This window comes from Saccharothrix sp. CCNWYY140 (assembly GCF_037401995.1).
GTDB lineage: Bacteria > Actinomycetota > Actinomycetes > Mycobacteriales > Pseudonocardiaceae > Actinosynnema.
This window is the reverse complement of the sequence record NZ_JBBEGC010000087.1, coordinates 12,389-30,523: the sequence shown is the minus strand read 5'-3', so window position 1 is coordinate 30,523 and position 18,135 is coordinate 12,389. Positions and strand designations below refer to the sequence as shown.

The 18,135-nt window shown below is 71.7% G+C and carries 18 protein-coding genes; 8 read left to right on the top strand and 10 right to left on the bottom strand.

All coding sequences use genetic code 11. From position 1 onward, the window contains the following. Positions 1 to 132: 132 nt before the first annotated feature. On the bottom strand, positions 133 to 1,635 hold the full coding sequence (locus WBN91_RS28845) for a glutamate-cysteine ligase family protein (RefSeq protein WP_337723790.1): 1,503 nt from the start codon (positions 1,633 to 1,635) through the stop codon (positions 133 to 135). 205 nt (positions 1,636 to 1,840) lie between these two features. On the opposite strand from WBN91_RS28845, the gene WBN91_RS28840 reads away from it, so the two are divergent. Both WBN91_RS28840 and WBN91_RS28835 read left to right on the top strand, forming a co-directional pair. After that, positions 1,841 to 2,617, top strand: a complete 777-nt coding sequence (locus WBN91_RS28840) for a TrmH family RNA methyltransferase (RefSeq protein ID WP_337723789.1) — start codon at positions 1,841 to 1,843, stop codon at positions 2,615 to 2,617. A gap of 47 nt (positions 2,618 to 2,664) precedes the next feature. Beyond that, entirely contained in the window at positions 2,665 to 3,258 is a 594-nt protein-coding gene (locus tag WBN91_RS28835) for a DUF2537 domain-containing protein (RefSeq protein WP_337723788.1), read from the top strand. A 12-nt stretch (positions 3,259 to 3,270) separates the two neighbouring features. Here WBN91_RS28835 and WBN91_RS28830 read toward each other — a convergent pair whose 3' ends face one another. Together WBN91_RS28830 and WBN91_RS28825 are read right to left on the bottom strand one after the other, a co-directional pair. Continuing rightward, positions 3,271 to 5,112, bottom strand: coding sequence for an ABC transporter ATP-binding protein (locus WBN91_RS28830; RefSeq protein ID WP_337723787.1), 1,842 nt, complete (start codon positions 5,110 to 5,112; stop codon positions 3,271 to 3,273). Continuing rightward, positions 5,109 to 6,932: an ABC transporter ATP-binding protein gene (locus WBN91_RS28825; RefSeq protein WP_337723786.1), complete on the bottom strand. Its 1,824-nt coding sequence runs from the start codon at positions 6,930 to 6,932 to the stop codon at positions 5,109 to 5,111. Before WBN91_RS28825 ends, WBN91_RS28830 begins: the two co-directional genes overlap by 4 nt. Before the next feature lie 66 nt (positions 6,933 to 6,998). Between WBN91_RS28825 and WBN91_RS28820 the strand changes: the two genes are divergently transcribed. Then, entirely contained in the window at positions 6,999 to 7,238 is a 240-nt protein-coding gene (locus WBN91_RS28820; protein ID WP_337723785.1) for a hypothetical protein, read from the top strand. 22 nt (positions 7,239 to 7,260) lie between these two features. Here the strand turns inward: WBN91_RS28820 and WBN91_RS28815 are convergent, their stop codons facing one another. The 5 genes from WBN91_RS28815 to WBN91_RS28795 all read right to left on the bottom strand — a co-directional run bounded on the left by WBN91_RS28815 (position 7,261) and on the right by WBN91_RS28795 (position 11,241). Beyond that, positions 7,261 to 7,680, bottom strand: a complete 420-nt coding sequence (locus WBN91_RS28815; RefSeq protein WP_337723784.1) for a hypothetical protein — start codon at positions 7,678 to 7,680, stop codon at positions 7,261 to 7,263. Then, on the bottom strand, positions 7,673 to 8,035 hold the full coding sequence (locus tag WBN91_RS28810; protein ID WP_337723783.1) for a hypothetical protein: 363 nt from the start codon (positions 8,033 to 8,035) through the stop codon (positions 7,673 to 7,675). Before WBN91_RS28810 ends, WBN91_RS28815 begins: the two co-directional genes overlap by 8 nt. A gap of 384 nt (positions 8,036 to 8,419) precedes the next feature. Continuing rightward, positions 8,420 to 9,358 carry a septation protein SepH gene (gene sepH / locus WBN91_RS28805; protein WP_337723782.1) on the bottom strand — a complete coding sequence of 313 codons (939 nt, stop codon included), beginning with the start codon at positions 9,356 to 9,358 and terminating at the stop codon, positions 8,420 to 8,422. A 93-nt stretch (positions 9,359 to 9,451) separates the two neighbouring features. Beyond that, positions 9,452 to 10,585: a sensor histidine kinase gene (locus WBN91_RS28800; RefSeq protein WP_337723781.1), complete on the bottom strand. Its 1,134-nt coding sequence runs from the start codon at positions 10,583 to 10,585 to the stop codon at positions 9,452 to 9,454. Next, on the bottom strand, positions 10,582 to 11,241 hold the full coding sequence (locus WBN91_RS28795) for a response regulator transcription factor (RefSeq protein ID WP_337723780.1): 660 nt from the start codon (positions 11,239 to 11,241) through the stop codon (positions 10,582 to 10,584). The genes WBN91_RS28800 and WBN91_RS28795 overlap by 4 nt, the downstream gene beginning before the upstream one ends. A gap of 88 nt (positions 11,242 to 11,329) precedes the next feature. Between WBN91_RS28795 and WBN91_RS28790 the strand changes: the two genes are divergently transcribed. The 4 genes from WBN91_RS28790 (at position 11,330) to WBN91_RS28775 (ending at position 15,050) form a co-directional block, all read left to right on the top strand. Continuing rightward, the gene (locus WBN91_RS28790) at positions 11,330 to 11,854 is read left to right on the top strand and encodes a hypothetical protein (protein WP_337723779.1); all 525 of its coding nucleotides are present in this window, start codon (positions 11,330 to 11,332) and stop codon (positions 11,852 to 11,854) included. Then, positions 11,847 to 12,896, top strand: coding sequence for a peptidoglycan-binding domain-containing protein (locus tag WBN91_RS28785; RefSeq protein ID WP_337723778.1), 1,050 nt, complete (start codon positions 11,847 to 11,849; stop codon positions 12,894 to 12,896). Before WBN91_RS28790 ends, WBN91_RS28785 begins: the two co-directional genes overlap by 8 nt. A 73-nt stretch (positions 12,897 to 12,969) precedes the next feature. Continuing rightward, positions 12,970 to 13,620 (top strand): ABC transporter ATP-binding protein, encoded by a 651-nt coding sequence (locus WBN91_RS28780; RefSeq protein WP_337723777.1) that lies wholly within the window; start codon positions 12,970 to 12,972, stop codon positions 13,618 to 13,620. Between the two features lie 317 nt (positions 13,621 to 13,937). Then, a complete protein-coding gene (locus WBN91_RS28775; protein ID WP_337723776.1) occupies positions 13,938 to 15,050 on the top strand; it encodes an ABC transporter permease in 1,113 nt (370 codons plus the stop codon). Positions 15,051 to 15,156: 106 nt separating this feature from the next. Here WBN91_RS28775 and serC read toward each other — a convergent pair whose 3' ends face one another. Both serC and WBN91_RS28765 read right to left on the bottom strand, forming a co-directional pair. Continuing rightward, positions 15,157 to 16,290 carry a phosphoserine transaminase gene (gene serC / locus WBN91_RS28770; protein ID WP_337723775.1) on the bottom strand — a complete coding sequence of 378 codons (1,134 nt, stop codon included), beginning with the start codon at positions 16,288 to 16,290 and terminating at the stop codon, positions 15,157 to 15,159. Positions 16,291 to 16,521: 231 nt separating this feature from the next. Further along, positions 16,522 to 17,637: a citrate synthase 2 gene (locus WBN91_RS28765; RefSeq protein WP_337723774.1), complete on the bottom strand. Its 1,116-nt coding sequence runs from the start codon at positions 17,635 to 17,637 to the stop codon at positions 16,522 to 16,524. A 184-nt stretch (positions 17,638 to 17,821) separates the two neighbouring features. On the opposite strand from WBN91_RS28765, the gene WBN91_RS28760 reads away from it, so the two are divergent. Continuing rightward, positions 17,822 to 18,124: an urease subunit gamma gene (locus WBN91_RS28760; protein ID WP_337723773.1), complete on the top strand. Its 303-nt coding sequence runs from the start codon at positions 17,822 to 17,824 to the stop codon at positions 18,122 to 18,124. Positions 18,125 to 18,135: the final 11 nt, after the last annotated feature.

Genomic DNA, 18,135 nt, shown 5'->3' with positions numbered 1-18,135 from the left:
TGCACCCCGGGAAATCTGTGGTAGCCCTTCGGGCAGGCCATACGGTGGGGGAACCGAGGCCCTCCACTTGTAGGTAATACCTACCGCGCGCTCCGCGCGCGAAGACCGCGCTGCGCGCGTGAAAAGCAGCCGCTACAACCCCACAGGCCAGGTGTGCACGGGCTCCCCGTTATGCATCAACTCCACATACCGGGCCAACATGGCGCTCAACGCCACCTCCCGCTCCACCCCCCGCTCCTCCAACAACGCCACCGTGTCCCGCTGCCAAGCCGACCCGGTCCGCCGACTCAAGCACCGCGCCTCGATCACCCCGAGATACCGCTCCCGAGCCTCATCGGAAACCCCACACGCCCTCAACCCCTCATGCGCCAACGGCAGCAACCGCCGCAACACCAACTCATCCGCCGGCACCCACCCAATCCCGGGCCAGTACAGGTGCGCACCCATCCCATGCCGCGACCCGGCGTACAAGTTCTCCTCAGCCGCGTCAAACGACATCTGAGTCCACAAAGGACGCTCCAGAGTCGTCAAAGCCCGCTGTGCCCCATAGAAAAACGCCGCATTCGCCATCGTGTCCAGCACAGTCGGCCCCGCCGGCAGCACCCGGTTCTCCACGCGCAGGTGTGGCACGCCGTCCACCACGTCGTACACCGGTCGGTTCCAGCGCCACACGGTTCCGTTGTGCAGTCGCAATTCCGTCAGCGAAGGCGTCCCGCCGGCGCCCAGTACGTCCAACGGGTCCTCGTCGCCGGTTTCCGGCAGCAGGGCCGGGAAGTACCGGACGTTCTCCTCGAACAGGTCGAAGATCGACGTGATCCACCGCTCCCCGAACCACACCCTCGGCCGCACGCCCTGGTTCTTCAGCTCGATCGGCCTGGTGTCCGTCGCCTGCTGGAACAGGGGAATGCGCGTCTCGTGCCACAGCGCGCGCCCCAGTAGGAACGGAGAGTTCGCCGCGATCGCCACCTGCACGCCCGCCAAGGCCTGGGCCGCGTTCCAGTGTGCTGCGAAGTCGTCGGGTGCGACCTGCAAGTGCAGCTGCACAGAAGTGCACGCGGCTTCCGGCAGGATGGATTCCGCGTAGCTGGTCAGCTTCTCGGGCACCGTGCTGCCCGGCATCGGGGCGCCCTCCATGTTCAGGACGACCTCCTCGCCGCGGGCGGCGAAGATCTGGTCGTTGAGGAGGGCGTAGCGGGGGCTGTCGGACAGCCAGCGGCGGTCGAAGTGCTCGTGGCGCAGCGTTGGGAGCACGCCGATCATCACCAGGGACGTGCCGGCGTCGTGGGCCTTGTCGTCGGCGCACGACAGGGTTTGCTTCAGCTCACGTTCCAGGTCCAGGGTCTCGTCGCCGGCCAACTCGCGCGGCGGGACGTTGACCTCCAGGTTGTGCTGACCCAGTTCCAGCGTGAAGGACGGGTCGTCGATCTTCTCCAGCACCTCGGCGTTGGCCATCGCGGGCCGGCCCGAGTCGTCCACGAGGTTGAGCTCGATCTCCAGGCCCATCTGCTGGCGGGGGAAGGAGAAGCTGTCCTCCGCCAACATGGTCCCCAGCGCGTCCAAGCACCGCTGCACCCGCTCGCGGTAGCGCTGGCGGTCCTCCCTGGTGAACGTCCGACTGGACACGTTGCTCCCCATGCCGCCTCCCAATCGGTCGGGCTGCTCCGGCGGGCTCAGCGGAGGTCAACCGTGACACGGCTCCCTTCTGGCCGCCAGCGCCCAAATCGGTGCTCTCTGTCACATACCGGTAACAATCAGCAAGAAAGTGCTGGTCCAGCCCTTGCTGTTCGGCCCGTTGGACTACGAGCGGTGTTCACATGTCGGGAAGTGGGACACTGCCCGGGTGATCGAGATCGACGATCCGGCGGACCCCCGTCTGGACGACTTCCGGGACCTCTCGACGGCCGACCGCAGGCCCGATCGGCCCGGCGGGCGCGGGCTGGTCATCGCCGAGGGAGTGGTGGTCGTCGAACGGCTCCTCGCCTCGCCGTACCCGGTGCGCGCGCTGCTCGGCGTGCGGCGCCGGGTGGAGGCGCTGGGGGAGTTGCCCGCGCCGGCGTACGTGACATCGCCCGAGGTCATGGCCGAAGTCGTGGGATTCCACCTGAACCGGGGCGTCCTCGCGGCGGCCGACCGCGCGCCGCAGCCGAGTCCCGAGGAGCTGGCGCGGCGGTCGACCCGCCTGGCGGTGTTGGAGGGCGTGGGCGACCACGAGAACCTCGGCTCGCTGTTCCGCAACGCGGCGGCCCTGGGCATCGACGGCGTGCTGCTCGGTCCGGGGTGCAGCGACCCGCTCTACCGGCGCAGCGTGCGCGTCTCTATGGGGCACGTCCTGCGCGTCCCGTTCGCCGCCATGCCCGACCTCGCCACCGGTCTGGACGTGCTGAGGCACAACGGGTTCCGCGTCGCCGCGCTCACCCCGCGCGCTTCGGCGGTCAACCTCCAGGACGCCGGGCTGCGCGGGCAGCGCGTCGCCGTCATGCTGGGCTCCGAGGGCCACGGCCTGACCGAGGAGGCGATCACCGCCGCCGACCTGGCCGTCCGCATCCCGATGGCCTCCGGCGTCGACTCGCTGAACGTCGCCACGGCCGCAGCGATCGCCTTCTACGCGATCGCCTGACCCACTACGTTCAACGCCGAGCACACCTTGCGCCGAGGAGGGCATTCGTGGAACTGCGGGTCCGGGGCGGGCGCGCCGTGCTGGCCGGCCGTGACGACGCGGGCGAACGCGAGGTCGACCCGCACACGCTGCCGCTGGGCGCGGGACTCGCCGACGCGCTGCACGAGTGGGCCAAGGTGGCGGAGGCGGTGGTGCGCACCGACCCGCCCGCGACCGGTGCGGCGGGCGCGCTGGTCACCCGCCGGGGCCGTCAGCTCGCGGGCCGGCTCGCCGCCGACATGGGCACCCCCGTCGCCTACACCGACCCGGTGACCGGCGAGCAGTTCCTGGTGGAGGCGCCCGCGCCCGACCGACCGCCGGTCGAGGAGCCGGTGCCCCAGGAGGAACCGACCCCCTGGGGCACCGGCCTGACGGTCAGCGTGTTCACCGCCGCCGTGGTGACGTTCATGGTCGTCACCCTGTCCCTCGGCCTCGGCGAGACCAGCTCGTGGCTGGCCCTGCTGGCGAACGTCCTCGTCGTGGGCGGCATCGCCCCGTCGGTCTGGCTCGCCCGCAAGGTGATGGTCTGGCGCTGGGTCGCCTACGGCGTGGTCGCCGGCGTGCTGCTGGCCTGGTTCGCGCTGATCACGACCCTGCTCTAGAGCTCTACGGCTCTAGGCCAACGATTCCCGCCACGCGGTGTGCAACGCCGCGAAACGCCCGCGTCCCTCGATCAGCTCCTCCGGCGTCCCGTCCTCCACGACCCGGCCGCCGTCGATCACCAGCACCCGGTCCGCGATCAGCACCGTGGACAGCCGGTGGGCGATGATGAACGCCGTCCGGTCCGCCAGCACCGTCTCCAGCGCGTGCTGCACCAGCCGCTCGGTCGGCACGTCCAGGCTGGACGTGGCCTCGTCGAGCACCAGCACCGCCGGGTCGGCCAGGAACGCCCGCGCGAACGCCACCAGCTGGCGCTGGCCCGCCGACAGCCGCCCGCCGCGCTTGCGCACGTCGGTGTCGTACCCGTCGGGCAGTGCCGAGATGAACTCGTGCGCGCCCACGGCCCGCGCCGCCGACACGACCTCCTCCCGCGTCGCGGATGGCCGGCCCAGCGCGATGTTGTCCGCGACCGACCCGTCGAACAGGAAGTTCTCCTGGGTCACCATGACCACCGCCCGCCGCAGGTCGGTGTCGGCGACCGAGCGCAGGTCGATGCCGTCCAGCCGCACCGCGCCCGAGGACGGGTCGTAGAACCGCGCCACCAGCTTGGCCAGCGTCGACTTGCCCGCGCCGGTCGCGCCGACCAGCGCCACGGTCTGCCCGGCCGGCACGTGCAGGTCGAACGACGGCAGCACCACGGGCGTCGTCGGCGAGTACCGGAACTCCACCCCGTCGAACGCGACCTGGCCGCGGACGTCCCGCAGCGGGGCCGGGTCCTCCGGCTCCGGCACGGCCGGCCGCTCCTCCAGCACGCCGGAGATCTTCTCCAGCGCGGCGGTCGCCGAGGCGTAGGTGGTGGCGAACATGGCGATCTCGTCGAACGGGTCGTAGAAGCGCCGCACGTACAGGGTGAACGCGGCCAGCACGCCCAGTTCCAGGTCGCCCTGCGCGACCCGCCACGCGCCCCACGCGAGGATCACGGCCAGCGACACGTTGCCGATGACCCGCACCAGCGCGGTGAACGTGGCCACCACGTTGAACGCCTCGGTGTTGGCGTCGCGGAACTGGTCGTTGAACTCGGCCATGATCTGCTCGTTGCGCTTCTCGCGGCGGAACGCCTTCACCGCGCGGATGCCGTTCATGGTCTCCACGAACTGCACGATGACCTTCGCGATCGCGCCGCGGGTGCCCCGGTAGGCCTTCGCCGACCGGCGGCGGAACCAGCGGATGAGCACCAGCAGCGGCAGGAACCCGAACAGCACGGCCGCGGCCAGCGGCGGGTCCAGGGTGAGCATCACGATCGAGATGCCGACCACGGACAGCATGGAGGTGAAGAAGCCGTCCAGGCCGTGTTCCAGCAGGTCCTGCAACGAGTCGACGTCGCTGGTCAGCCGCGAGATCACCTTGCCGGAGGTGTAGCGCTCGTGGAAGGACACCGACAGCCGCTGGACGTGCCGGAACACCCGTTCCCGCAGGTCCAGCAGCAGGTCCTGGCCGATGCGGCCGGTCAGTCGGACGAACGCCCAGCGCAGCAGCGTAGCCGAGAACGCCACGGCGACGTACCCGCCGACGCACCACGCCAGCACGGTGGGCCGGCCGTCCAGCGCCGCCGGCACGCCCCGGTCGATGGCGGCGGCGATCAGCAGCGGACCGGCCAGGGTGACCACGTTCTCGACCACCACGATGACCAGCGCCAGCACCGCGGCCCGGGTGTGCGGGCGCAGCAGCGAGCCCAGCAGCCGGCGCGACCGGGCCTGGAGCTTCGCGCCGGTCGCGTAGTCCAGGTCCTCGACGTCCTCGGCGGCGACGCCCCGCCACTTCTCCTCGTCCTGACCGGTCGTCGTCGCGGTGGTCACGCCGCCACCTCCTCGTCCTCCAAAGTGGACAGCAAGTACCGGTAGTCCTCGTTGTCCGCCAACAGTTCCCGGTGGGTGCCGACGGCCGCGATCCGGCCGTCCACGAGCATCGCGACCCGGTCGGCGAGCTGCACCGTGCTGGGCCGGTGCGCGACCACCAGCGCGGTCACGCCCTTGAGCACGCGGTGCAGCGCGGCCTCGACCTCGGCTTCGGTGTGGACGTCCAACGCGGACAGCGGGTCGTCCAGCACCAGCACCGCCGGGTGCCCGACGACCGCGCGGGCCAGCGCCAGCCGCTGTCGCTGCCCGCCGGACAGCGACAGGCCCTGTTCACCGATCCGGGTGTCCAGGCCCCACGGCAGGGCGTCCACGAACTCCTCGGCCCGCGCGACCCGCAGCGCCTCGCGCACCCTCGGCTCGTCCGCGCCGATCCCGCCGAGCGCCACGTTCTCGGTGACGCTCGCGGAGAACAGGATGGGCTCCTCGAACGCCGTGCCCACGACCCGGCGCAGGTCGGCCAGGTCCAGGTCGCGCACGTCGACGCCGTCGATGGTGACCCGGCCGCGGGTCACGTCGGCCAGCCGCGGCACCAGGGCGGTGAGCGTGGTCTTGCCCGATCCGGTGGCGCCGACCAGCGCGACCGTCTCGCCCGGCCGGATGTCGAGGTCGATCCCGCGCAGGACCCCGCGGTCGCCCTCGGCGTGGGCGAAGTGCACGTCCTCGAACCGGACGTGCCCCTTGACCTGCGCCGGGAGCTTCTTCGGGGCCTCGGGCGAGGTGATGGTGACCGGGGCGTCCATGACCTCGAAGAACCGCTCGGACGCGGCGGCGGTCTGGTTCGTCTCGGCCAACAACCACCCGATCGAGTCGATCGGCCAGCGCAGGTAGGCGCTCACCGTGACGGCGGCGACCAGCGTGCCCGCGGTGACCGTGCCGTCCGCGATGCCGACCGCGCCGAACGCGAGCTGCCCGGCGATGGCCAGCTCGGGCAGCACGATCAGCACCGCCCAGAGCAGCGCGAAGATCCGCACCTTGGCCAGCTCGGTGTCCCGCAGCTCGCGCGCCTGGCGCAGGAATCGCCTGGTCAGGTGGGGTCCGCGCCCGAAGGCCTTGAGCACCCGGATGCCCAGCACGGACTCCTCGACCACGGTGGTCAGGTCGCCAGCCTGGTCCTGTGCCCGGCGCGCGACGACCTTGAACTTGGATTCGAAGAGGTAGGACAGCAGCACCAGCGGCAGCGTGCAGGCCAGCACGATCCCGCCCAGCACGGGCGAGAGCCAGAACAGGATGCCCAGGCCGGTCAGCACGACCAGCGTGTTGACCACGAGGAACGTGCAGACGAACGCCACGAACCGGCGCACGGTGTTCAGGTCGGTGGTGGCGCGCGACAGCAGCTGGCCGGACTGGAACCGGTCGTGGAACGACACCGGCAGCCGCTGGAGGTGGTCGTACATGGCGGCGCGCATGCGGGCCTCGACGTCCGAGGCGGGCCGGGCGATGAACTTGCGACGGGCGTAGAACAGCGCGGCCTCGCCGACCCCCAGCAGCAGGACCAGGCCGATCATGGGTGGTAGCGCTCCCAGGTCGCGCGCGGCGATCGGGCCGTCCACGATGCGTTGGGTGATGAGCGGGATGCCCAGGCCGCACAGCATCGCCAGCAGCGCCGCGGACATGCTCAGCAGCATCTGCGCGCGGACGGGTCGGAAGTACGGCCACAGTCGGCGCACGGTCGAGAACGTGGTGGTTCGCGGTTGGTGGTGGTCGGGTGGTGACGTCGCGGGCTCGGTCACGTCGATGGTCCCCCTCAGGCTCACTGCCACGGTACGAAGGTCACCCCCCGCAAGCATCCGGTTTTCCGGTGTTCCGAACATGCAGGCTCTAGCTAGGTGGAGGTCAAGATGGACGTGCGCTACCTGCGCACCGAGCCGACGATGGCGTTCCCCCGCGGTCGGCTGCTGGCGGTGCGCGGCGGCCGGCTGTACGTGCTGGCGCCGGACGGCTGGGACGTCATCGGCGGACGCGCGGAGCGCGCCCGGCCGGTCAGCCGCCTGGAGGCGGAGGACTGGTGCGAACACGAGGGCTGGGACCTGAACCTGCTGGACACCGTGCCGATCCCGGAGTACTGAGACCCGGTCCGGTGGTTCGGGGTCAGTCCTTGCGGAGCATGGCCGGTGCGGTGAGCAGCCCGGCGAGCCCGTAACTGAGCCCCGCGAGGATGGTCAACACGGTCCACCGGTCGCCGAGCCAGGAGAACCGCTCCTGGAGCTTGAAGTAGTGGGCGAGCCCGAGCAGGACGGGCCCGATGAGCACGACCGGCCACACCGGGCGCACCTTGAGCAGCCACAGCACGGGCCCCGCGAGCAGGGCGCTGAGGAGCAGCGCCACCGGCAGCCCGATCACGATGAGCAGCAGGAATTCGCTCAAAGAGGTCTCGTTGACCACCCGGTTGAGCACACCCGCGCGGTAGGCCCAGATCCAGGCGATGAGCAGAACGGCCCCGACCACCCCGGACACGACGACACGCAGCAGCACCCTGAAGGCGAAGCCACCGGCGGTCGAGTCAGCCACGGCCGGCAGTCTGCCCGACCGGGTGGCGCGCTGTCACCGGTGCGGCCAGCACAAACCCCAGGGCCCCCGCCCACACCCCACCCGCCGGCACGGAGATCCACACGGTCAGCAGCGTCAGAACGGCGGCGAAGAACATCCCGACAGCCGCCATCCCCAACGCCCGCTCCACCCCGAGGACCCGGAACACGGCCCAGGCGAGCAGCACCCCCACGACCAGCGTGATCGGGATGCTGAACAGCCCCATCGCAAGGCAGTTCCAGTCCTCCTTGGAACACACGGCCCCGGCGGCGATCAGCTCACGGACACCCCACGAGGCAGCACCAAGCCCGGCACCGACAAGGGCACCGATCAGCATTCGCGCCAGCATGCCCACCCGGTTACCCGACCCCCACCCCACCCAACCCCTCACCCGCTCACCCGCGCGGACCTCGGCCCCACACCTCGCCACCTGCCCACGCCGCCCCGCCCGCTGCCCGCCCCTGGCTCCCGGATCTTGCCGCTGGCCCGCGCCGCCTCGCCCGCCGCCGCGTGCCGGGCCGGACCGCGTTGCCGGCCCGCGCTGCCCTGCTGGCCCACGCTGCCTGCGCCGCCCGGCCCAGCCTGCGGGGCAGCCACCGTTCGGCCCGCCCAGCCCCGTGACCGAGAGCCGTCCCGACCACCGCCGCATCCCGGGTCCACTCACGCCGAAGGGCCTCCGCACGTGGCGGAGGCCCTTCGCGTTCCGGTCAGCTCCGGTCGGTCAGCCGCGGTTCGAGCGGACGCCCAGCAGGACGTCCTCCCACGACGGCACGATCGGGTGGTTCTTCTTGCCGCGCTTGGGCGGCTGCTGGTCCTTCTTCGCCGCGGCCGGCGCGGGGGTCGGCGTGGGCTGGGGAGCGGGTGGCTCCTCGGCCGGGACCGGCTCCGGCTCGGGTTCCGGCGTGGCTGCCGCGGGCAGCGCCGGTGTCGGCAGTGCCGCGGTGGGCAGCGCCGGCGTCGGCAAGGTCGGGGTGGGCACCGGCTCCTCGCGGACGAGGATCTCCGGCTCTTCCGCCTTCTCCAGTTCCAGCGCCTGCCGGGCCAGCTGCGTCACCGGCCGGACCGTGCGCAGCGTCCGGTTCGGGTTCGGGTCCATCAGCTCGACCGCCGCGTCGTCCAGCGCCGTCACCGTGCCGCCGTGCGCGCCCGGGTGGAACGCCCAGTGCGCCCGGTTGTCCGACCGGCCCGCCGTCCAGTGCAGCTGCACGACCCAGCGGCCGTCCTCGCCGCGCCAGGAGTCCCAGCTGACGTCGGTGTAGTCCTGCCCGCGCAGGCCGAAGGAGTGCGCGACGACCTCGCCGAGCGTCTGCACGTCCGGCCCGTCCTCGCGCACCGGGTGGGCCCGCTGCGCCAGCTCGGCCGTCCGGGACCGCTCCAGCAGCACGGGGTAGGCGAACCGCTCGACCCGGTGGGTCGGGATGCCCGCTGCCGCGGCGACCTGGTCGACGGACTCGCCGGCGCGGATGCGCGCCTGGATCTCGCGTGGCCGCATCTGACTCTCCACCTCGATCTCGATCTGGCCGAGTCGGGTGAGGTCGCCGCGCGCCGCCGCGCGCAGCCGTTCGTCAGCGGGCAGCACGAAGCGCTCGCCGCGTTCCGGGTCCTCGAGGATGACGGATTTGCCGTCGTCTTCGAGCCCGATGACCCGCAGCGCTCGCATCATGGCCTCCCGTATGACTTCACCTCGCCAGGTGCCGACGTTAATCCGGCGCGCCTCCTTGACGGGGGAGGCTCGCCGCGTTCACCGATATCTTCATGTGATCTTGCCGTATGTCGCCGTCGACCGCACGTCTGTTACCGGAAGGTTCACCTCGACGCACAAACCGCCGCCCTCGATCGGATAGGCCACCACATTTCCCTGATGGGCCAATGCGATCGAACGCACGATCGAAAGACCGAGCCCCGCCCCGCCGCCGCGGGTCTCCGGGAGCCGCCGGAACGGCTCGAACAAACCCGGCACCGCGTCGGGCGGGATGACCGCGCCGGTGTTCGCGACCACCAGCACCGGGTTGGCGCCGCGCACGACGACGGCCACGTTCCCGTCGTGGTGGTTGTGGGTGCACGCGTTGCGCAGCAGGTTCGTGACCAGGTGCGCGAGCAGCACGGGGTCGCCCAGGACGGCCACCGGCTCCGCCTCCAGGCTGATGTCCTGCGGCTCGTGTCGGAACGTGTAGAGCGCGTCCTCCACGAGGTGGTCGAGCTCCACGGGTTCGCGCCGGCCCAGGCCGCGGTCGCTGCGGGCGAGGAGCAGCAACCCGTCGATGAGCCGTTCCGAGCGCACGTTGGTGGACAGCAGGTGGCCGCCGAGCCGCTTGACGTCCTCGGAGGCGTGCTCGTCGGCCAGCGCCACCTCGATGAGGGTGCGCTGGATCGCCAGCGGTGTGCGCAGCTCGTGGGAGGCGTTGGCGACGAACCTCTTCTGGCTGTCGAACGCGGTGGCCAGCCGGTCCAGCATGCCGTCGAAGGTGTCCGCCAGCTCCTTCAGCTCGTCGTCGGGCCCGTCCAGGTTGATCCGCCGGCCGAGGTCCTCGACCTCCAGCCGGTGCGCGGTCGCGGTGATGGACTGGAGGGGCTCCAGCACCCGGCTCGCGAGCACCCAGCCCACCAGACCAGCCAGCGCCGTCGTGACCACCAGCCCCACGCCCGACTGCAACAGCAGCGTGTTGAGCGTCTCGGACCGGTAGTCCTCCAGCGTGGTCACCACCTGCATCTGGTCGGTCGGCATCAGCGGAGGCCCCTCCACCGCCACGGCGAACGAGTCCACCTGCGGCAGCTGAGCACTCACCAGGACGTAGTTCAGCACCACCAGCACCACCCCGGCGAGCAGGAAGAAGCCCCCGTACCAGGCGGTCAGCCTCGCTCGCACGGACAGCCGCAGCGCGCTCACCCCCCGAACCGGTACCCGGCGCCGGGCACCGTCTCGATCACGCCCGGCTCACCGAGCTTGCGCCGCAGGGTCATGACCGCCACCCGCACCGCGTTCGTGAACGGGTCCGCGTACTCGTCCCACGCCTTCTCCAACAGGTCCTCCGCCGTCACCACCGTCCCTTCCGCTCTCATCAGCACCTCCAACACCGCGAACTCCTTGCGCGACAGCTGGATGAACCGGCCCTCCCGCGACACCTGGTGCCGGGGCAGGTCCAGCACCACCCCCGCCCGGCGCAGCACCGGCGGCAGCGCCGGCCGCGCGCGCCGACCCAGCGCCTGCACCCGCGCCACCAGCTCGGCGAACGCGAACGGCTTGGTCAGGTAGTCGTCCGCGCCGAGGCCCAGCCCCTCCACGCGGTCCTCCACCTGCGCCGCCGCCGTCAGCATCAGCACCTTCGCCTCGCCACCGGCCTCCAGCACGGCCGCGCACACCTCGTCCCCGTGCGCGACCGGCAGGTCGCGGTCCAGCACGACCACGTCGTAGTCGTGCACACCCACCCGTTCCAACGCCTCCCCTCCGTCGTAGCAGACGTCCACCGCCATCGAGACCCGGCGCAACCCCTCGGCGATGGTGTTCGCCAACAACTCCTCGTCCTCGACCACCAGAACCCGCATGCCGGCAAGTGTGCGGTACCGGACATAAGCAGCCGATAAGCGATTTCGCTTATCGGGCCGAGATCGCCCGGTCCGTACAAATCGGATCATGCGAAAACCGATCTGGCTGGTGCTGGGAGTGGTCCTGCTGGCGGGCTGCGGCACCGCCCCGCGGGACGACGGGGTGGCGTCGATCTCCGGCGGTCCGACGAGCAGTTCGTCGGCCGCGCCGGAGGACGGCGCGCGGGACGAGGACAAGGTGCGCGAGTTCGCCAAGTGCATGCGGGAACAGGGCGTGGACATGCCCGATCCCGAGGTCGCGGGCGACGGCGGCATCACGATGCGGGTCGAGGGCGGCGACCTCGGGATGGAGGAGATGAAGGCGGCGGAGGAGGCGTGCAAGCAGTACCTGCCCAACGGCGGGGAGATGCGCAAGCCGACACCGGAGGAGATGGACCGGATGCGGGAGGAGATCAAGTGCCTGCGTGAAAAGGGAATCGACGTGCCCGACCCGGACTTCGACAGCGGCGGTGCCATCCAGCTGCCCTTCGGCGACGACACGGAGAAGACGCAGAAGGCGATGGAGGAATGCGGTTTCGGCAAGGGCGGGAAGCTGGAGCGGGCTGATGGCTGAACGGGGGAGGTGGTTGCTCGCGGGCGTGGTGGCGGTGGCGCTGCTGGGGACCGGGACGGCCGTGGCGCTGACCCGGGTGTCGGCGGAACGCGCCGGCGCGGAGCCCGAGCGGGGTGAGCCCGCGAAGAGCGTGGAGGTCCAGCGCACCACGCTGGCCGACCAGCAGACCGTCACCGGCACGGTCGGGTACGGCGCGGAGCACCCGCTGGCGGGCCGCAGACCGGGCACCATCACGGGGCTGCCGGCGGTGGGTGAGGTGCTGGAGCGCGGCGAGGCCGTCTACTCGGTCGACGCCAAGCCGGTGCCGCTGTTCTTCGGCGGGTTGCCGCTGTACCGGGACCTGTCGGCGGGCGTGGACAACGGGCCGGACGTGAAGGTGGTGGAGGAGAACCTCGCGGCGCTGGGGTTCACCGACTTCGGCACACCGGACGAGAAGTACACATCGGCCACCGCCGCGGCGGTGAAGAAGTGGCAGAAGGCCAACGGGCTGGAGCAGACCGGCGCGGTCGGGTCCGGCGACGTGGTGGTGCAGACGGGTGCCGTGCGGGTGTCGTCGGTGAGCGCGCAGCTCGGTGCGCCGGGCGCCGGTGACCTGATGAAGGTCACCGGCACGGACCGGGCCGTGACGGTCGAGCTGGAGAAGTCCAAGCAGCGCTTCGCCAAGACCGGGGACAAGGTCGAGGTGGAGATCACCGGCGGCAAGCCGACCACCGGCACGATCACGTCGGTGACACCGTCGCCCACCTCGGACAACCCGACGGAGAAGCCGAAGGTGACCGTGACCATCGCGCTGGACGACCCGAAGGCGGCCGAGGGGGTCGACACGGCGTCCGCCGGCGTGCTGTTCACCGTGGGTCGGCGGGAGAACGTCCTCACCGTGCCGGTCGGGGCACTGCTGGCCTTGGCGGAGGGCGGCTACGCGGTGGAGACAGCCGACGACCGCCGCCTGCTGCCGGTGAAGACGGGCCTGTTCGCCAAGGGCAAGGTCGAGATCACCGGCGACGGCGTGACGGAGGGCCTGAAGGTGGTGACCACCTCATGACAGCCACAGGTCGCAGAACCCCAGACCGCGCGGTCGCTGGCGGTGCCGGGGTGCGTCCGGGGGTGGTTCGGTCGTGATCGTCGTCGACCGGGTCAGCCGGACCTATCCCGGCGGGGTGGAGGCGTTGCGGGATGTTTCGTTGACCGTCGAGGACGGCGAGATGCTCGCCATCGTCGGCCCCTCGGGGTCGGGGAAGTCGACGCTGCTCCAGCTCATGGGCACGCTCGACCGTCCCACCGCGGGCCGGGTGGAGGTGCGGGGGCAGGACGTGTCCGCGCTGTCCGACCGGCGGCTGTCCGCGCTGCGGGCGGGGTGGATCGGGTTCGTCTTCCAGCAGTTCTTCCTGAGTGACGGTGTGCCCGCGATCGACAACGTGGCCACCGGCCTGCTCTACGCGGGTGTGCCGCGGAAGCGTCGGCGGGTGATGGCGGCCGAGGCGCTGGAACGGGTCGGGTTGTCGCACCGGGCCACGCACCGGCCGGAGGAGCTGTCCGGTGGCGAGCGGCAGCGGGTGGCGATCGCGCGGGCCGTGGTCAACCGGCCGGCGATCGTGCTGGCCGACGAGCCCACCGGCAACCTCGACAGCCGCAACGGCCACGGGGTGCTGGAGCTGCTGCGCGAGCTGAACCGCGACGGCACGACGGTCGTGATCATCACCCATGACCGCGAGGTGGCCGCCGCCGCTCCGCGCCGGGTGGAAGTGCGGGACGGGGTGATCACGTGACGGGCCCGCGCCAACCGCAACCAGAGGGCGGAGGGGCAGCCACGAACCCGCCGGGCCAGGCGAGCCCAGCGGGGCTGGCGGGGAGTCCGGCAGGGTCGGCGGGTGGTTCGGTGGGGCCGCCGGACTGGCCGGGGCACGCTGGAGGTTCGGCTGGGTCGGCAGCTTCGGCGGGGTCGGTCGGGGGTTCGGCGGCTTCGCCGGTGGTCGCGGAGGTGCCGGGGGCGGCTGGAGGGTCGGCAGGGTCCTCGGGTGTGCCGGTTTTGCCGGAGGCGGCGCGGTTGCGGCCGGGGGATGTGGTTCGGCTTGGGGCGCATGGCATGCGGACTCGGCCGTTGCGGGCGGTGTTGTCGGCGTTGGGGATTGCCATCGGGATCGCTGCGGTGGTGGCGGTCGTTGGGATTCCCGCGTCCAGTCAGCGGGCGCTCCAGGACCAGCTCGACCGGCTCGGCACCAACCTCCTCCAGGCCCAGCCGGGGCAGACCTTCGGTGGTGACGACGCCAAGCTGCCGCTCACCGCCGTCCCGATGGCGCAGCGGATCGGGCCGGTCACCGCCGCCAGCGGCACTGGTCGGACCGGGCAGACCGTCCGGCGCAACGACCAGGTGCCGGCCGACGAGACGTCCGGGTTGTCCGTGCTCGCCGCGCGGCCCGACCTGTTGGGGGTGCTGGAGGGCGAGGTCGCCAGCGGTCGGTTCCTCGACGCCGACACGCCCGGTGTTGTGCTCGGGTCGGTGGCCGCGACGCGGCTGGGGATCGACCGGCCCGGTCGGCTGGTGTGGATCGGTGGCAAGTGGTTCACGGTCGTCGGTGTGCTGCGGCCGATGCCGTTGTCACCGGAGATCGAGCGGTCCGTGTTGGTGGGGTGGTCGACGGCGGAGCGCGACTTCGGGTTCGACGGTCACCCGAGCACGGTCTACGTGCGTGCCGTCGACTCGGCCGTCGAAGCGGTGCGCAACGTGCTGGGCCGCACGCTCAACCCGGAGCAGCCGAACGAGGTGAACGTGGCCCGCCCGTCGGAGGCGCTGGCCGCGAAGCGGTTGACCGAGAGCTCGTTCAGCGCCCTGTTCCTGGGCCTGGGCGGGGTCGCGCTGCTGGTCGGTGGGGTCGGTGTGGCGAACACGATGGTCATCTCGGTGCTGGAACGGCGTCGGGAGATCGGGCTGCGGCGGGCGCTGGGGGCGACCCGTCGGCAGGTCCGCGGGCAGTTCCTCGCGGAGTCGGTGCTGCTGTCCGGGCTCGGGGGCCTGGTCGGCGTGCTGGTGGGGGTGGCGGTGACGGCCGGGTACGCGGCGAGCCGGCAGTGGCCGGCCGTGGTCCCGGTGCCGGCCCTGCTCGGTGGGGTGGTGGTGGCGATGGTGGTCGGGGCTGTCGCCGGCGCATACCCCGCCATGCGGGCCGCCCGCCTGGCACCGACCGAAGCCCTCGCCTGAGGGGAACGACCGCGGAAAGGGAACGGGTCCCCGTCCGGCGCGAAGGCCGGACGGGGACCCGTCCACCGGGGGCAGAGCTGGGAGACGACCCAGTCGACGGCCTTGGTCAGAGCTGGGAGACGACCCAGTCGACGGCCTTGGTCAGCGTGGTCACGTCGGTCGGCTCGACGGCCGGGAACATCGCGACCCGCAGCTGGTTGCGGCCCAGCTTGCGGTACGGCTCGACGTCCACGATGCCGTTGGCGCGCAACACCTTCGCCACCACGGAGGCGTCCACCGAGTCGTCGAAGTCGATCGTGCCGACGACCTGCGAGCGGTACGCCGGGTCGGACACGTACGGCGTCGTGTACGAGGTCGCCTCGGCCCACGAGTACAGCCGCGACGACGAGTCCGCGGTGCGCTCCACGGCCCAGGACAGGCCGCCGTTGCCCAGGATCCACTCGATCTGGTTGTTCAGCAGGAACAGCGTCGCCAGCGACGGCGTGTTGTACGTCTGGTCCTTGGTCGAGTTGTCCAGCGCCGTGGTCAGCGACAGGAACTCCGGCACCCACCGGCCGGACGCGCCGATCTCCGCGACCCGCTCCAGCGCGGCCGGGGACATCAGGGCGATCCACAGGCCGCCGTCGGAGGCGAAGCACTTCTGCGGCGCGAAGTAGTAGACGTCGAAGTCGGCCGCGTTCACCGGCAGGCCGCCCGCGCCGGAGGTGGCGTCGATGGCGACCAGCGCGCCTTCCGACCCGGCGGGCCGGGACACCGGCACCGCGACACCGGTGGACGTCTCGTTGTGCGCCCAGCCGACCAGGTCGGCGCCCTCGGCGTAGGTGATCTCCGGCGCCGAGCCGGGGTCGGCCTTGACCACGATCGAGTCGCCGAGGAACGGCGCGTCGGAGGTGACCTTGGCGAACTTCGACGAGAACTCGCCGTAGGTGAAGTGCTGCGCCCGCTCGCGGACCAGGCCGAACGCGGCGGCGTCCCAGAAGGCGGTGGTGCCGCCGTTGCCGAGGACGACCTCGTAACCCTCCGGCAGCGAGAACAGCTCGCGCAACCCGGACCGCACGGAGCCGACCAGCGACTTCACCGGCTTCTGCCGGTGGGAGGTGCCCATCAGGGACGCGCCCTCGGTCGCCAGGGCCTCGAGGGCCTCGGGACGGACCTTGGACGGGCCGCAACCGAACCGGCCGTCGGACGGCCGCAGGTCGGAGGGCAGGACCAAGGTGGTCGGGTCGGCGGTCTGGGTCATAGCGAAGCCTCCGGGTACGGGGGAGGTGTTGGACAGCCTGACCGGCGCCGTTGCCGGGGTCACCAGTGTTGCAGCCGCATGGCCGAACGATGACAACCGGGTGTTGCTGCTCACGTTCAGCCGGACCGCCGAGCGGTGTGAACAGCGGATCTGCCGGCCGGGTGACGCTGGCCGGGCCGGCCGGGTGACGCTGGCCGGGCCGGCCGTGGTGGGCGGCCCGGCGTCGGGTCGTCAGGCGATCTCTTCCCAGCCTTCGACCTCGGACGGCTTGCGCGGGCCGGGGCCGACGTAGGTCGCGGACGGGCGGACGAGGCGGCCGGTGCGTTTCTGCTCCAGGATGTGGGCCGACCAGCCGGCGGTCCGGGCGCAGGTGAACATGGCGGGCATCATGTGCGGCGGGACCTGGGCGAAGTCCAGGATGACCGCCGCCCAGAACTCGACGTTGGTCTCGATGGCCCGGTCCGGGCGGCGCTCGCGCAGTTCCGCCAGGGCCGCCTGCTCCAGGGCCGCGGCCACCTCGTAGCGCTCCGCCCCCAGCTCGAGGCACGTCCGCCGCAGCACGCGCGCCCGCGGGTCCTCCGCCCGGTACACCCGGTGGCCGAAGCCCATCAGGCGCTCGCCGCGGTCCAGGATGCCCTTCACGAAGCCGCGCGCGTCGCCGGTGCGCTCGACCTCCTCGATCATCGGCAGCACGCGGGCCGGGGCGCCGCCGTGCAGCGGGCCGGACATGGCGCCGATGGCGCCGGACATGGAGGCCGCCACGTCGGCGCCGGTCGAGGCGATGACGCGGGCGGTGAACGTCGAGGCGTTGAGGCCGTGTTCGGCGGCGGACACCCAGTACGCGTCCAGGGCCTTCACGTGCGCCGGGTCCGGCTCGCCGCGCCAGCGGGTCAGGAAGCGCTCGGTGATGGTCGTGCACTCGTCGATGCGCTTCTGCGGCACGGCGGGCCGCCCGATGCCGCGCGCGGACTGAGCCGCGTACGACAGGGCCATCACCGACGCGCGGGCCAGCTGGGCGCGGGCGTCCTCGTCACTGATGTCCAGCAGCGGCTGGTAACCCCATATCGGCGCGACCATCGCGAGCGCGGCCTGCACGTCCACCCGCACGTCGCCGGTGTGCACGGGGATCGGGAACGGCTCCGCGGGCGGCAGGCCCGGCCCGAAGCGGCCGTCGACCAGCAGCGCCCAGACGTTGCCGAAGGTGACCTTCCCGGCCAGGTCCTCGATGTCCACCCCGCGGTAGCGCAGCGCGCCACCGTCGCGATCCGGCTCGGCGATCTCGGTGCGGAAGGCGACGACACCCTCCAGGCCCGGCCGGAATCCGTCCTGCTCGGTTTGCTGCACCACGCTGTGCGCTCCTCGTCCGCGAGAGTCAAGAGTTGGGAAAACCTTGCTCCCCTTGTGGCGCACTGGCAACGAAGGTTTTCCGTGTCGTCGGTCACGATTCAGGAACCGATTCAGAAGAAGATCACCTGTTAAGTGCTTGTTTCCGTCCTGCGGTACCGGCGTTTCGTCTGGTAGATCTCACCGGATGCACCTCACGCCCCACGAGCAGGAGAAACTGCTGGTCCACGTGGCGGCCGACGTCGCGCGGCGCCGGCTGGAGCGCGGGGTGGTGCTCAACTACCCCGAAGCCGTGGCGCTGATCACGGACCACGTGCTGGAGGGCGCGCGCGACGGCCGCACGGTCAGCGAGCTGATGGACAGCGGCCGGCACGTCCTCACCCGTGCCCAGGTGCTGTCCGGCGTGCCCGAGATGATCGAGTCCGTGCAGGTGGAGGCCACCTTCCCGGACGGCACGAAACTCGTGACCGTGCACCACCCGATCGTGTGAACCGAGCGCGT

What these genes read in the sequence shown, in the direction of transcription:
- WBN91_RS28845 (WP_337723790.1), bottom strand. Translation starts at nt 1,635, where the DNA reads ATGGGGAGCAACGTGTCCAGTCGGACGTTCACCAGGGAGGACCGCCAG.
- WBN91_RS28810 (WP_337723783.1), bottom strand. Translation starts at nt 8,035, where the DNA reads ATGCTGATCGGTGCCCTTGTCGGTGCCGGGCTTGGTGCTGCCTCGTGG.
- sepH (WP_337723782.1), bottom strand. Translation starts at nt 9,358, where the DNA reads ATGCGAGCGCTGCGGGTCATCGGGCTCGAAGACGACGGCAAATCCGTC.
- WBN91_RS28795 (WP_337723780.1), bottom strand. Translation starts at nt 11,241, where the DNA reads ATGCGGGTTCTGGTGGTCGAGGACGAGGAGTTGTTGGCGAACACCATC.
- WBN91_RS28790 (WP_337723779.1), top strand. Translation starts at nt 11,330, where the DNA reads ATGCGAAAACCGATCTGGCTGGTGCTGGGAGTGGTCCTGCTGGCGGGC.
- WBN91_RS28785 (WP_337723778.1), top strand. Translation starts at nt 11,847, where the DNA reads ATGGCTGAACGGGGGAGGTGGTTGCTCGCGGGCGTGGTGGCGGTGGCG.
- WBN91_RS28775 (WP_337723776.1), top strand. Translation starts at nt 13,938, where the DNA reads ATGCGGACTCGGCCGTTGCGGGCGGTGTTGTCGGCGTTGGGGATTGCC.
- serC (WP_337723775.1), bottom strand. Translation starts at nt 16,290, where the DNA reads ATGACCCAGACCGCCGACCCGACCACCTTGGTCCTGCCCTCCGACCTG.
- WBN91_RS28760 (WP_337723773.1), top strand. Translation starts at nt 17,822, where the DNA reads ATGCACCTCACGCCCCACGAGCAGGAGAAACTGCTGGTCCACGTGGCG.